This is a genomic window from Marinobacter caseinilyticus (assembly GCF_011074955.1).
Lineage (GTDB): Bacteria > Pseudomonadota > Gammaproteobacteria > Pseudomonadales > Oleiphilaceae > Marinobacter > Marinobacter caseinilyticus.
Map to the genome: position 1 here is coordinate 115,917 of NZ_WUQJ01000028.1, position 13,313 is coordinate 129,229.

At 54.1% G+C, this 13,313-nt stretch carries 12 protein-coding genes; 3 read left to right on the plus strand and 9 right to left on the minus strand.

Annotation, left to right across the window (positions count from 1 at the left end; translation table 11 throughout):
- Positions 1-24: 24 nt before the first annotated feature.
- Positions 25-807, minus strand: coding sequence for an MlaA family lipoprotein (locus GRX64_RS14210; protein ID WP_166268379.1), 783 nt, complete (start codon positions 805-807; stop codon positions 25-27).
- A gap of 103 nt (positions 808-910) precedes the next feature.
- Between GRX64_RS14210 and GRX64_RS14215 the strand changes: the two genes are divergently transcribed.
- Entirely contained in the window at positions 911-1,318 is a 408-nt protein-coding gene (locus tag GRX64_RS14215) for an acyl-CoA thioesterase (RefSeq protein WP_166268381.1), read from the plus strand.
- 95 nt (positions 1,319-1,413) lie between these two features.
- On the opposite strand, the gene GRX64_RS14220 is transcribed toward GRX64_RS14215, so the two are convergent.
- From GRX64_RS14220 to GRX64_RS14230, 3 genes are all read right to left on the minus strand, one after another.
- Positions 1,414-2,535 carry a beta-ketoacyl-ACP synthase III gene (locus GRX64_RS14220; protein ID WP_166268383.1) on the minus strand — a complete coding sequence of 374 codons (1,122 nt, stop codon included), beginning with the start codon at positions 2,533-2,535 and terminating at the stop codon, positions 1,414-1,416.
- 114 nt (positions 2,536-2,649) lie between these two features.
- Complete coding sequence (hrpA, locus tag GRX64_RS14225; protein WP_166268385.1) at positions 2,650-6,576, minus strand: ATP-dependent RNA helicase HrpA; 3,927 nt, start codon at positions 6,574-6,576, stop codon at positions 2,650-2,652.
- Positions 6,577-6,697: 121 nt separating this feature from the next.
- A complete protein-coding gene (locus GRX64_RS14230; protein WP_166268387.1) occupies positions 6,698-8,377 on the minus strand; it encodes an AMP-binding protein in 1,680 nt (559 codons plus the stop codon).
- Positions 8,378-8,788: 411 nt separating this feature from the next.
- Between GRX64_RS14230 and GRX64_RS14235 the strand changes: the two genes are divergently transcribed.
- Together GRX64_RS14235 and GRX64_RS14240 are read left to right on the plus strand one after the other, a co-directional pair.
- A complete protein-coding gene (locus GRX64_RS14235; protein WP_166268389.1) occupies positions 8,789-9,760 on the plus strand; it encodes an alpha/beta fold hydrolase in 972 nt (323 codons plus the stop codon).
- A gap of 51 nt (positions 9,761-9,811) precedes the next feature.
- Positions 9,812-10,297, plus strand: coding sequence for a MaoC/PaaZ C-terminal domain-containing protein (locus tag GRX64_RS14240; RefSeq protein WP_166268391.1), 486 nt, complete (start codon positions 9,812-9,814; stop codon positions 10,295-10,297).
- A gap of 35 nt (positions 10,298-10,332) precedes the next feature.
- Here GRX64_RS14240 and GRX64_RS14245 read toward each other — a convergent pair whose 3' ends face one another.
- From GRX64_RS14245 to GRX64_RS14265, 5 genes are read right to left on the minus strand one after another with little or no spacing between them, the layout of a single operon-like run.
- On the minus strand, positions 10,333-11,292 hold the full coding sequence (locus tag GRX64_RS14245; RefSeq protein ID WP_235937690.1) for an AgmX/PglI C-terminal domain-containing protein: 960 nt from the start codon (positions 11,290-11,292) through the stop codon (positions 10,333-10,335).
- Entirely contained in the window at positions 11,285-11,779 is a 495-nt protein-coding gene (locus GRX64_RS14250) for an ExbD/TolR family protein (RefSeq protein WP_166268393.1), read from the minus strand. The genes GRX64_RS14245 and GRX64_RS14250 overlap by 8 nt, the downstream gene beginning before the upstream one ends.
- A complete protein-coding gene (locus GRX64_RS14255) occupies positions 11,776-12,297 on the minus strand; it encodes an ExbD/TolR family protein (RefSeq protein WP_166268395.1) in 522 nt (173 codons plus the stop codon). Before GRX64_RS14255 ends, GRX64_RS14250 begins: the two co-directional genes overlap by 4 nt.
- Positions 12,298-12,312: 15 nt before the next feature.
- On the minus strand, positions 12,313-12,957 hold the full coding sequence (locus tag GRX64_RS14260) for a MotA/TolQ/ExbB proton channel family protein (protein ID WP_166268397.1): 645 nt from the start codon (positions 12,955-12,957) through the stop codon (positions 12,313-12,315).
- Between the two features lie 17 nt (positions 12,958-12,974).
- Positions 12,975-13,313: a hypothetical protein gene (locus GRX64_RS14265; RefSeq protein WP_166268399.1), complete on the minus strand. Its 339-nt coding sequence runs from the start codon at positions 13,311-13,313 to the stop codon at positions 12,975-12,977.

A 13,313-nucleotide genomic window follows, 5' to 3' on the forward strand; every position in this document is an offset into this window, starting at 1 on the left:
CATTCAACAAAACCCGTGGTGATCTTAAAAATCATCCAACATCAGTTCATCATTGTCGTCATTGGCAAACGGATCGGTTTCCGTACGGCCATCATTGACCAAAAATTCGCGGCGCTGCAGGTAGGCATTTCTTACAAAAGTATAGCTATCGCCGGAGATAAAGCTCTCTGCAGGGATCAGATCTGCTCGTTTATCAACGATTTTGAGGCCAAACAGGTAATAGATAACGGGTTCGTCCGCTACCAGTCCCAGGCCCGGAATGGTCGCCTGCTCAACGACGAAGCCCGTAAAATCTCGCGGCGTAGATGGGCCCAGAAACGGCATCATCAAGTAGGGGCCACTGGTCATTCCCCAGTAACCAAGCGTCTGGCCGAGGTCTTCTGATCGCTCAGGTAAGTCGAACGCGGTCGCAACATCAAACAAACCGCCGAGCCCAAACACGGTGTTGTAGGTAAAACGTCCGGCTGCCACAACGGCTGACTCGCCTTTTAACTGAAAAATGCTGTTGGCAAAATTCCCCAACTCACCCAAGTTACGGAAAAAGTTGGTTACTGCGCGATCGGCAAACGAGGGTAGGATGAAACGATAGGCTTTGGCGACGGGCCGTAAGAACCAGTTGTCGATGGTTTCGTTAAAACCGAACACCTTCCGGTTCCAGTTCTCATAAGGGTCCGCCGCAGTGATCGCGGGGATGCCACCAGTATCTGGCTGTGCAACGGGCGCTTGAGCCACGGTGAAACCGGGCATAAAAAGAATGAAAAACAGTGCGACACCTACGCCGGTCGCTTTGGCATTTGGTAAGGTCATGTTCAGGCCTGAGTTTTTGACTTCACGGTTCATTCGTCGACAATAGCCGTGTTCTTCAGGCCCTTATATTTTTATTTTGCCTGAACTACCCGAAGGAGTTGTCATGTCTGAGTTAGGAAACCTTGTTCACACACTACAAATGCCGCTCCGCTGGGGCGACATGGATGCCTTCGGGCACGCTAACAATACGGTGTATTTTCGTTTTTTTGAAGAGGCCCGCATTACATGGCTGTCCTCACTCAAACTAGGGGCGGAGGGCGCACCGACTGGGCCCATTGTCATCAAGACCAGTGCGACATTCCTGAAGGAGCTCAGCCACCCTGCCACTGTTGAGGTGAGAACATACGCTGGAAAGGCAGGAAATACCAGTCTGGAGACCTGGCACACCATTACAGATTCGGAATCCGGGGATTTGTACGCGGAGGGCTATGCCAAGATTGTCTGGTTCGACCGGAAGACACACAAATCAACAACGCTGCCCGATGTGCTCAGGTCATTGGCGGCAGAGTAGTGTTTAGAGGAGGCGCTTAGGCCACAAATTATGCGGTGGGTTGAAACACAAAAACCGCTCCTGTCGAACGCAGGAGCGGTCAAACGAGCCTGTCTCTAGCGCCGGCGAACGACAACGCTGCCAATCGAGTACCCTGCTCCGAACGAGCAGATCACACCCAGATCACCCGTAGCCAGATCGTCCTTGTGCTTGTGAAAAGCAATAATCGACCCGGCAGAACTGGTGTTGGCATATTCGTCAAGAATTACCGGCGCCTCTTCCGCCGTCGCATCACGACCGAGCACTCGACGCGCAATAAGTTGGTTCATGTTCAGATTGGCCTGATGAAGCCACATGCGCCGTAGGGACTCCGGCGTCAAAGAGAGGCTCGAAAGGTGACCTTGAATCGTTTCCGCAACCAACGGGGACACCTCTTTGAATACCTTCCGACCTTGCTGGATGAACAGCTTGTCGGGTTTACCGATGCCAGACTCATCGCCGCGATTCAGAAAGCCAAAATTATTACGGATATTGTTGGAGTATTGCGTTACCAGACGGGTGCCCAGGATATCAAAGCCTTGGTTGGCCTCCACATCCGAGTCGCGTTCAACCAGGATGGCCGTGCAGGCGTCGCCAAAGATAAAGTGGCTGTCCCGATCCGTAAAATTGAGGTGACCGGAACATATTTCAGGACTTACCACCAGTACCGCCTTGGCGGTCCCGTTTTCAACTGCGTTCACTGCGGCTTGCAGCCCGAAAGTGGCAGAGCTGCACGCGACGTTCATGTCGTAGGCAAAACCCTGGATGCCTAATGCAGCCTGCACTTCAATGGACACCGCAGGATAGGCACGCTGAAGGTTGGAGCAAGCCACAATGACCGCATCAACATCGGCGACTGTTCTGCCTGCCTGCGCCAGGGCTTCATTACAAGCGACGACGGCCATATCGCACTGCACTGACGGTTGATCGTTGCCGCGATCAGGTATGCTGGGACACATCCGCTCCGGGTCGAGAATCCCCTCGCGGTCAATGACATGGCGGCGCTTAATGCCAGAAGCCTTTTCTATAAAGGCGGATGCCGATGGTTCAAGCGCGACACATTCGCCACGGGCTATTTCGTCGGCGTGACGTTCGTTATATAACGCTACGTACGCATTGAAGGCCTCAACCAATTCCTCGTTATCGATTGTGGCTGGCGGAGTGTACAACCCGGTTCCGCTAATGACAGCTTTTATCACGCATTACCCCACGACATTATGTTGGAAACTGTTTTGATAGTGCCTTGATACTAACACAGAACAAGGCGTCTGCCCGACGCAACGAAGGTCTACCAACAGCCGACGATTGCGGCACTAAGTGCGAACCTTTTCCCATTGTTTTTCAAGTCGCTTAACGGAGACTGGGACGGCTGTACCAAGTTGCTGGGCAAAAAAGGATACGCGGAATTCTTCCAGCATCCACCGGTAGGTGATGAGTTCTTCATCACGGACACCCTGACGTTGCTGCACCTCCCGTTTTTTGGCGTACCGGCTCCACAGCGGCTCGATGGTGTGAATGAATTCTCGCTCACGCCCCATTTCGCGAGGCATTTTCTGCAGACGGGCGTCGGCAGCTTCAAAGTACCGGGGGAAATGCATGAACCAGTCAAAGGGTGTATCAACGATAAAATCAGGGTACACCAGATTCTCCAGTTGAAACTTCAGATCCGCCATGCTGTTTGCCAGCGCGAGATTAATTTTCCCCTTCAACTGTTTCATGACTTTATGGTAACCAGTCAAGGCACGGCTCAATTGATCATCCGCTCGTTCAAGCGCCGGTATAAAGTCACCGCGACCCGCCTCAAATACGGCATCAAATTCATGTTCCGTTCGTGGCAAAGTAGCGTTGGTAAAATGCGCCATGGCAGTTGCCAGCATCAGATCATCCAACAGCGCGCTGGCTTTTCCAACAGGCGCAAACATCAAACCGGACGCTTTAAAATGTGGCAAACGATTGGCCATGTTATCCAGGGTATTGCCCAGCCGGTTAAGCACCAGGCGGCCGACGGCCTTGCGCGTTGCAACCTCGGCCGTGAGCGCATCGAGAAACCGTGTCTGGCGCACGGTGCCGCCCAGATCTTCCAATGCCGGAAACACCGTCACTTGCATCCCGGCTTTCTCAGTTTGCACTGAACTGGGCAAGCGCCCGAACTGCCAGTCTCGGGCAGCAACGCGCTCAGTATCGGAGCCCATGTCGGATTTTGCTTCCTTTAACGCCGCCTCTGCGCGAGCATCCAGACGGCCTTGCAAAGCCAGTACATCCCGACTTTGCTCCAGCACATTGTCCTGATCATCAACCACACAGAGATTCATCCGTAAGTGGCTGGGCAAGCTGTCCAACCGCCAGGCCTCCGGCTCAATCCGAACGCCGGTCATCCGACGTAACTGGTCCGCCAATTTCTGTGTTATGGGTTCATTTGAGGGTGTAATGTTATCGAGTGCGGCATCGACATAATCCGGGACCGGAACAAAATTACGACGCAGGTTTTTGGGCAAACTTTTCACCAGGGCAATGCACTTTTCCCGCACCAAACCTGGCACCAACCACTCGAGACGCTGAGCGGGCAACTGCTTGAGGGCCATCAGCGGCACCCGCATCGTCACGCCGTCTTGATCACCTGTCGGTTCAAATTCATAGTTGAGCGGATAGTTCACGCCCTCCCATTCGAGGTGGTCCGGGAACAGCGTATCGGCGTCTTGATCAACCGGGCGCTGAAGAATGTCCGCTTCCGTCAATTCCAGGGCGTTAAGCGCCTCTGGTGCAAGTGTGCTCCACCACTTTTCAAAGTGACGGCCACTGACGATGTCAGACGGCAGGCGAGCATCATAGAAATCGACCAGCGACTGCTCATCGACCAGCAAATCTCGCCGACGGGTCTTCCGCTCCAGGTCTTCAACCGAGTCCAACATCGACTGGTTGTGTGCGATAAACGGCGCTTTGGTCTCGTAGTCCCCTTCAACCAGTGCCCGCCGGATAAATAGCAACCGGCATTCAGCAGGGTCAATCTTGCCATAGGGAATTCGTCGCTTTGGAATAATATCCAGGCCATACAGCGTGACTTTCTCATAGCCCATTACCTGGGCACGTTTCTGCTCCCAGTGGGGTTCAAAATAGTGACGTTTTACGACATGGCCCGCTAACGGTTCCACCCATTCAGGCTCAATTTTTGCCACCATTCGCGCAAATACGCGGCTGGTTTCCACCACTTCGGCGGCCACAATCCACTTAGGGCTGGTTTTCGCCACTTTTGAGCCAGGAAATATCAACACCTTGCGGTTACGTGTGGCAAGGTATTCGCGCTTCTCCAGCTTGGTGGCCACCTGCCCTAACAACCCCGCAAGGATCGCTTTGTGAATAGGCTCGTAACCGGCGATCTCGGGGTTGAACGACAGCTTCTGTTCGCGACAGATGAGTGTCAGCTGACGATGGATATCCCGCCATTCCCGCATTCGCATGGGGGACAGAAAATGCTTCTGGCACACTCGTTTGAGCTGATTGTGGGAAAGGGCCTGGCGTTGCTCCTCATAGAATGTCCAGATATTCAGCAGTGTCACAAAGTCAGAGTCTTTGTCATTGAAGAGAGAGTGAGCCTGGTCGGCGGCCTGCTGTTTTTCCTGTGGCCGCTCGCGGGGATCCTGAACGCTCAGCCCGGCGATAATAATGAGCATCTCCGCCAAACTGCCCTGCTCCGCCGCAGTGACCAACATCCTCGCCAGGCGCGGATCAAGCGGTAACCGCGCCATGGTCCGGCCAAGGGTTGTCAGCCCGCGCCTATCATCGACGGCGCTCAACTCTTCAAGCAGTTTATAACCGTCATTGATCAGGCGGTTGTCTGGCGCTTCCAAAAACGGGAATCGGCGGATTTCTCCAAGCCCGGAGCTCGCCATCTGCAGGATGACTGAGGCCAGATTGGTCCGGAGAATTTCCGGGTCGGTAAATTCGGGTCGGTTTAGGAAATCCAGTTCGTCATACAAACGAAAGCAGATGCCAGGGGCCACACGCCCACACCGACCCGCGCGCTGATTGGCGCTGGCCTGGGAAATCGGTTCAATGGGGAGGCGCTGAATTTTTGAGCGCACACTGTAGCGACTGATACGGGCAACCCCGGTATCGATCACATACCGAATACCGGGCACGGTCAACGAGGTCTCGGCGACGTTGGTGGACAGCACAATACGACGACCGCTGTGAGACTGGAATACACGGTTTTGCTCTTTATTACTCAACCGGGAATACAGTGGCACCACTTCGGTGTGATGCAACTCGGCGTGTCTCAGGTTCCGGCTCAAACTTCGGATCTCGCGTTCACCGGGAAGGAATACCAGCACATCGCCAGGTGGCTGTCTGGCGGATTGTTCTTGCGCTTCAATTTCCTCCAGAGCCGCGAGAACACCGTCAGACCAGCCTTGGTCTTTGTCTTCCTCATCACCCGTCAACGGCCGATAACACACATCGACAGGGTAGGTACGGCCCGAAACCTCAATCACTGGGGCGTCATTGAAAAAGCGGCTAAATCGGTCGACCTCAATGGTGGCGGACGTGATGATGATTTTCAGATCCGGGCGTTTCGGAAGTAACTGGCGCAGGTATCCCAGCAGGAAATCAATATTCAAGCTGCGCTCATGGGCTTCGTCAATGATCAGCGTATCGTATCGGTCGAGAAAACGATCGTGCTGGATTTCCGACAGTAAAATACCATCGGTCATTATTTTGACCCGGGATTGTTCCGAGGTGGTATCGGTGAACCGGATCTGAAAACCGACGGTGTCGCCTGGCTGTTCACCGAGCTCTTCGGATATCCGCGCCGCAACACTGCGGGCCGCGATTCGTCGAGGCTGAGTGTGGCCTATCAGGCCACGGATACCGCGCCCGGCGTTCAGGCATAGTTTCGGTATTTGGGTTGTTTTACCCGATCCCGTCTCACCAGCCACAATGACCACTTGGTGCTGTTCGAGCGCTTCGCGAATATCCTCCACCCGATCGGAAACCGGTAATTCGGCAGGAAACGTCGCCGGCCGATGGCCTGCCTGACGTAATTGAACGCGGGTAAGTCCTCGATCAAGCCACTGAGCGATCTTCGCCATTTCCTTGGGAGACAAACGGCTACGATTACGACCAACCAACCGTCGTATGCGGGCGGCTTCAAGCTGGTTGCAACCTTCCAGTTGAGCCATGACAGCTTGCAGCTCCGCGTCCGCACTGGCGTCGGTTTGAAATTGTTCAGATCGGTTTTGAGTCATTGGGCTCGCTTATAACCTACTCTTCTGTTACAACGAAAAAACCCTGCCTGGGCAGGGTTTGTTTCGATTCCTGCAACTCAAGCCAACAACTACGCCGGCTTAAGCTGACATCGGGACTCGATTACGTCTTTTTCGCGTCTTCATCGCGCAGCTCGCGGCGCAAGATTTTACCAACGTTGGTTTTTGGCAACTCTTCCCGGAACTCGAACTTTTTCGGCACCTTATAGGCCGTCAAACGTTCGCGACAGAACTCTTTAAGCTCTCCCTCGGTGAGGTCCGGCGAAGTAGACACCAGAAACACTTTCACCGCCTCCCCACTTTTTTCATCGGCTACGCCTACCGCGGCGCATTCGATTACCTTGGGATGGCTGGACACGACATCTTCAATTTCATTGGGGAAGACGTTAAACCCGGACACGATGATCATATCCTTCTTACGGTCCACAATGCGAACGTACCCGTCTTCCTGAATCAAGGCAACATCCCCGGTCTTGAGATAGCCGTCCTCGGTAAAGGATTTCTGGGTTTCTTCCGGACGCTGCCAGTAGCCTCGCATGACCTGCGGGCCCTTGACGCACAATTCCCCGGGTTCACCCAATGGTGTTTCATTACCGTCATCATCGATGGTCTTGATCTGCGTATTGCAGACCGGTAAACCGATCGTGCCCAGTTGTATGGCCGAAGGCGGATTGATGCTCACTACAGGCGACGTTTCTGTCATCCCATAACCTTCGCTGATTTCGCAGCCGGTAACGCGCTGCCATAGCTTGGCCGTATCACTGGTGAGCGCCATACCACCAGACGAGGTCAGCTTCAGGGCACTGAAGTCCAGTGTTTTGAATTCTTCGTTGTTGCAGAGCGCCACAAATAAAGTATTGAGCCCGAGAAAGCCGGTGAACTTGTGATTCTTGAGCTCTTTGACGAATCCGGGGATATCACGTGGATTCGGTATCAGTACGTTGTGCGCACCTGCCGCCAGCATAATTCCGCAATTCAGCGTGAAGGAATAAATATGGTAGAGCGGTAATGGCGCAATGATGATTTCACGACCTTCACTAATAACGTCGCCCAGCATCGGACCCGTTTGCAGCAGGTTGGCGACCAGATTGCCATGGGTCAGCATCGCACCTTTCGCAACGCCTGTAGTGCCGCCGGTGTATTGCAGCACGGCCACATCGTCTTGCTTGCACTCGACCGGTGAGTATTTTTCTTTGCTGCCGGCACTCAACACGGCCGGTAATTTGTGAGCCTGCGGTAGATTGTAACTCGGCACCATTTTCTTCACGTGCTTGACAACCGCATTCATCAACGTTCGCTTTAGCGGAGAGTGCATATCCGCAATCTCCGTCACGATAACGTGTTCAATGCCTGTTTGCGGCAGGACTTTTTCAGCGTTGTGCGCCATATTGGCCAGTACCACCAGGGCCTTGGCACCGGAGTCATTAAACTGGTGCTCCATTTCACGGGTGGTGTACAGCGGATTGGTATTGACCACAATCAACCCTGCCCGCATAGCACCGAATACAACAACCGGGTATTGGGTGAGGTTGGGCATTTGCACAGCAATGCGGTCGCCGGGTTTCAGGTTGGTTTTATTCTGTAACCAGGCGGCAAAATTGCGACTCTGGACATCAATATCCCGATACGTCAGCGTTACGCCCACTGCACTGAAGGCAGGCCGATCTGCGTACTTTTTGACGGCCTGCTCAAATACATCAACCATGCTTTTATATTTGTTGAGTTCAATTTGACTGGGAACGCCGGGAGGATACTTATCCTTATAGAACTGCGCTAAATCCATCACACCATCTCCTGTTTGTCGCTTGTGCTTGTAGTCTTCGACAGGTTTTGGCCAGATCCCGAACACCTTCCTAGGTTGTCGCGCCTGGCTTCTGTTGTTAGCGGCAAACACCTGTTTCTTGCGAACCGAGCCAGCCGGCTTACAAGAAAACTGGTTAAAAAAACAACCAGACAAAGGTATCAGCCCGAAAAAGATTCGTGAGAATAGCAGTTTTGTCTGCAATGAGGTAGCGCCAGGCGCTGTTATGAACGGACTTTTCCGATCTGGATGTTTTTCGGAATATGGAGAAAACACGTGAGCGGCGTCACATTTCCACTGTTCGGAGGTCTTCGCAAGGGAGGATGCCTTGCACTGGAAAGTGACCGGTTTATGATCTGAATCTTAAATCGACAATAACGAGAAGCGACCCCCGTGCCTGCAGCTCATCAAGCATTACAACTGGCCACCGGGCCAACCGTTTCCTATATTGCCGCGGATGATGGCCACCAGATTCCCCTCCTTGCGTGGCTACCCACTGAATTCCCAAAAGCGTGCATCCATATCTGTCACGGCATGGCCGAACATGCTGCTCGTTACCAGGACCTGGCAGTCACCTTGACAGCGTTGGGTTACGCGGTCTTCGCACACAACCATCGTGGACACGGGCCCGATACAAAGCCCCATGAACTGGGCCACTACGCCGACGACGGCGGCTGGCAGAAAGTCACTCGTGATGTACTCACTGTTCAGCACACTCTTCGCGGCCAATACCCCCGCCTCAACCATTTTTTAGTCGGTCACAGCATGGGGTCGTTTATTGCGCAAGGCGCACTACTTGCCCCGGAACAGTCACTCGTCTTTGCCGGTCTTGTGCTGTCAGGCTCCGGACGGGACCCGGCCATAAAACTTGCAGCCTTGCGGCTGATGGTCGGCAGTCAACGGTTACTCAAGGGCCCGCATGCGACGAGTCGACTGATTCACAAATTGACCTTTGGCGCGTTTGCCCAATCGGTTAAAAACCGTCATACCGAATTTGACTGGATCAGCCGTGATCCTTCGGCAGTGGCAGCGTACATTAACGACCCCTTATGTGGCTTTGACTGCACGACGCAGCTATGGCGAGATCTCGGCATCGGGCTCTCGCAACTGCAGCGCCCCAGCGCCCTATCGGCCATACCGCAGAACTTACCAGTGCTGATTGTGAGCGGTGATGAAGATCCGGTGGGTGACTTTGGCAAAGGCGCTCGCCGACTGGCAAGCGCTTATCGTGACAGCGGCCATTCCGATGTTTCTCTTCATGTCTTACCGGGTGTTCGCCACGAACCCTTCAATGAACTCAATAAAGAGCACATCTACCAACTTCTGACGCAATGGCTTGAAGACATCCCCCTGCCCGGGCTATAAGTTTAGGACAATCCTATGATGTAGGCGCCCACGCCTGGAGTATTGGCCTGAATGAACGACTCTCTGGATTTTCTCGAAAACATCACTTACGAAGAGCTAACCGAGGGCGATACCGCAACGTTTACCCGCACATTAACCGAAGATGAACTGGTTTTGTTCGCCATTGTATCGGGCGATGTAAATCCGGTTCACCTTGACCCGGAACTTGCAGCCGACTCCCTTTTCAAAGGCCGTATCGCGCACGGCATGTGGAGTGGCTCGTTGATTTCTGCCGCTTTGGCCACTGTCATGCCGGGGCCGGGAACCATTTATCTTGAGCAAAGCCTGAAATTCACAAAACCCGTCAGGCTTGACGACACCCTGACTGTCTTCCTGACCATTGTTGGGAAAGAGCCCAGAAACCGGGTTAAGGTGGGTTGCGAGGTAAAAAACCAGAATGGCGAACTGGTGGTGGTGGGCGAGGCCAAGGTGATCGCACCAAAACAGAAATTGTCGCTGCCCCGGCCCCTGCTACCCAAAATCACACTCAAAGACTGACGTGGGAAACAACCAGGCACACTGGCCTCCCAAGGTTATGAAGGTAAAAAATCGAGTGGGAAGGTCAGCGTTCGACTATCGACGTCAGCCTTTCCGAAATTGAATAATCGAATACGATTAGCCAATCGCGCTTCAAGCGCCGGATTGTTCAGTTCAGAACTGATCACTTTGCAATCTGAAACACGCCCATCCGGCTCGATAACCAATTCCAAAAGTACCGTGCCCTCCAGCGTCGGGTCCTGCCTTAACTCGCGATTATAGATAGCGTACAAAACCGATTTCTGATTATCCATTACTCGCCGGATGTTGCTCATTGCCCGCTCGGATCGACTGCTGACGCTGTCTTTGGCGGACGGGGCCGCAGGGCTCTTGTCTGCCGGCGCGGCAACCTGCTTGACCGCATGTTCAGCCACTGCAACCTCCCGAACAGGGCCCTTGTGTTCCTGCACCCCGCCACTGCCGGCCAATGTCTTTGCGAGATCTGGCGCCGGGGAATGTTGGCGGCCCTGATCACGCACATTGACGGCCATGGCCGACGGTGCCGTTGGTGACTCCGGCTCACGCATCGCCGCCAGTTGATCCTGCATGGCCAGCAAACCTGAACGCGCCGCGACATCTCGGGCCTGTTCAACAGTCTGCCTGGGCTCCAGAACAGGTTCCTGCACTGGCTTTTGAACCGGCCTGGAAACCGACTCTTGTTTCGGTTGCAGCTTGGCAACATCAGGCGTCGGCGGAATTGCTTCCTCCACTACTGGCACCAGTTCCTGCGGTTTAACCGCCTCTGGTGGCGGCTTGCGCTTCACGAAGCGCGCCAGTTGTGGCAGTATCGGCTCCTTTGCAGCCCGGTCAGGCTCAGGCAACTGAGCTTGAGTCACAACCACGGCAAGCGGCACAAACAGCACCAGCATCAACCCCAGCGACAGTCCAAGCCGCAGCCGCTCACCGGGCTCTGATGACCACGGCAATCCACCACTTCGATCGCTGCAATCAGCCACGGCCAACCTCCCGGCTCTGTTCGACGGCCAAATGGACCTGGCGGTAGTCCTGATCAACACAGGTCTGCATGATTTTCCGTAACAATCGATAGTGAGTGTCGCGCCCAGCCATGACCGTCACTTGCAGACCAGTATCCGGAATTGAATACCTTCGCTGTTTGAGGTAGGCCAACTCCTCCGAGAGACCTTTTATGGCAACGGTCTCTGCCGGGATTTGATCCAGACGCGCAACTTCGCGGCCCTGAACAAGAATCCGGGTTGCTGTGACCTGCACGATCAATGTATCCGGGGCGGCCCTGTTAGATGTTGAGGCAGGCAGTGGCACATCCGCGGTGTTTTGCATAACCTTCACATCGGACGAATTCACCATCAAAAAGAAGACCAGAATAGTAAAAATGTCCATCAGTGAAACCAGGTTCAGACCACCCGCTCGGTGCATTCGCCTGTAATGACGCTGCATCCTGCTGGCGCGACGGGAGGTTTTCATAGCACCTTCCCGAGTTCTTGGACATGTACCTTCCCCTCTTCTGGCGCATTAGCCAGGGACACGTCAGGGAAAAGCTCGGCTTCTATAACGCTGGCAGCGACAACTGTGCGGTACGAACGGGCCGTGTCCATAACCTCAACCAGCGTTTGATAATCAACATCACCGCCCACTTCAAGCACCAGATCGGTTTTGTCAGGCATCCGCTGCTTGATGGTCATCAATACGTCACGCAAACCAGAGAGGTTGTGATTCCCATCCTTCAATGGCAACTGCCGGATCAGTCCACGCTCTCCATCCGTCACCGTCAGCCCGGCCGGGACAAGGGTGACTGCAAGTTGAAATGAATCGACATTGGGAGGGTCGCCTGCGGACATGCCTGGAAAATTCAGATCGATCATACGTACCTGACTAAACACCATGCCCAGCAACAAGACCGGCACCAATACGATCATCAAGTTCATGAAAGCCGTAATGTCCAGCTCAGGGTTACTCTGCATTTTGCGATGTTTGCGTCTCATTCAGAGTGATCCGTATCAGGCGACTGGCTGGGCATTCTGGTCTGAAATAATGTTGAGTAACTTCACACCGGCCATTTCGAAACTGTCAACGATCTCATTGGTACGGGTCTGTAACAGGGCGTGAAACATTAGCAATGGGATTGCGGACATCAATCCAAAGGCGGTGGTGTTCATCGCGACTGAAATGCTCTGAGACAACAACGAGGCTTTTTGTGACGGGTCGGCGCTGGCAACCGCCGTAAAGGCCGCAATCAGCCCTATGATGGTACCCAGAAGACCCAGCAAGGTAGAGATGTTTGCCAGCGTGGCAAGGTACTGAGTCCGTTTCTCCAGTCTTGGCAGCACCTCCATCAGGCCTTCTTCCATAGCATACTCGATGTCGTCCCGGCGATTGTTGTTCAGTAACCGACTGATCCCGGCCCCCATCATGGCCGCTATGGCACTGTTGGACCCGTTAGTGGCTTGCATGGCCCGCTGGTAGTCGCGCTTTTGAAGCAACGGCAGGATGCCTTGCTCAAAGGCACGGCGATTCTTACGGCGAACCGCCCCCAGGTAGACAAAACGCTCCAGCGTGATCGCCAGACCGATGATCAACACCAAGGCAATGGGGTACATGAAAGGACCACCTTCCTGGAAAAAACGAACAACAGTATCGGACATGAACAGACTCCAGTAATTTAATAGGAAGACGGGGCTGAACCCAAGTTGGGGTCCAGCGTGTGCCGAAAATAACGATGGCGTTCGAATACTTCGGGATTGACCGGCGCCATCAATGCCGGCGCATCGGAATCGAGCTCAACTCTTGGCCGCTTGGGCAACGTCGGTGGCTGCCATGGCAAGATGTATAGCACTCGGGGATCTCGATCCTCCGAAACTCGGGCGATGCCTTCGACCGTTAGGGCGATGCCCGACTCGGGCCCGGGCGCCGGAGACAACCCCCGTTCGGCGGTTGCCGCACTCATCGGCCAGGAAATCAGGCACACAATGGCTGCGAACAATCCCAGTGGTTGGCCCAT

Excerpts from the sequence above, each read along its gene's own strand:
- GRX64_RS14210 (WP_166268379.1), bottom strand. The coding sequence starts at position 807 with ATGACCTTACCAAATGCCAAAGCGACCGGCGTAGGTGTCGCACTGTTT.
- GRX64_RS14215 (WP_166268381.1), top strand. The coding sequence starts at position 911 with ATGTCTGAGTTAGGAAACCTTGTTCACACACTACAAATGCCGCTCCGC.
- hrpA (WP_166268385.1), bottom strand. The coding sequence starts at position 6,576 with ATGACTCAAAACCGATCTGAACAATTTCAAACCGACGCCAGTGCGGAC.
- GRX64_RS14230 (WP_166268387.1), bottom strand. The coding sequence starts at position 8,377 with ATGGATTTAGCGCAGTTCTATAAGGATAAGTATCCTCCCGGCGTTCCC.
- GRX64_RS14240 (WP_166268391.1), top strand. The coding sequence starts at position 9,812 with ATGAACGACTCTCTGGATTTTCTCGAAAACATCACTTACGAAGAGCTA.
- GRX64_RS14250 (WP_166268393.1), bottom strand. The coding sequence starts at position 11,779 with ATGAAAACCTCCCGTCGCGCCAGCAGGATGCAGCGTCATTACAGGCGA.
- GRX64_RS14255 (WP_166268395.1), bottom strand. The coding sequence starts at position 12,297 with ATGAGACGCAAACATCGCAAAATGCAGAGTAACCCTGAGCTGGACATT.
- GRX64_RS14260 (WP_166268397.1), bottom strand. The coding sequence starts at position 12,957 with ATGTCCGATACTGTTGTTCGTTTTTTCCAGGAAGGTGGTCCTTTCATG.
- GRX64_RS14265 (WP_166268399.1), bottom strand. The coding sequence starts at position 13,313 with ATGGGCCAACCACTGGGATTGTTCGCAGCCATTGTGTGCCTGATTTCC.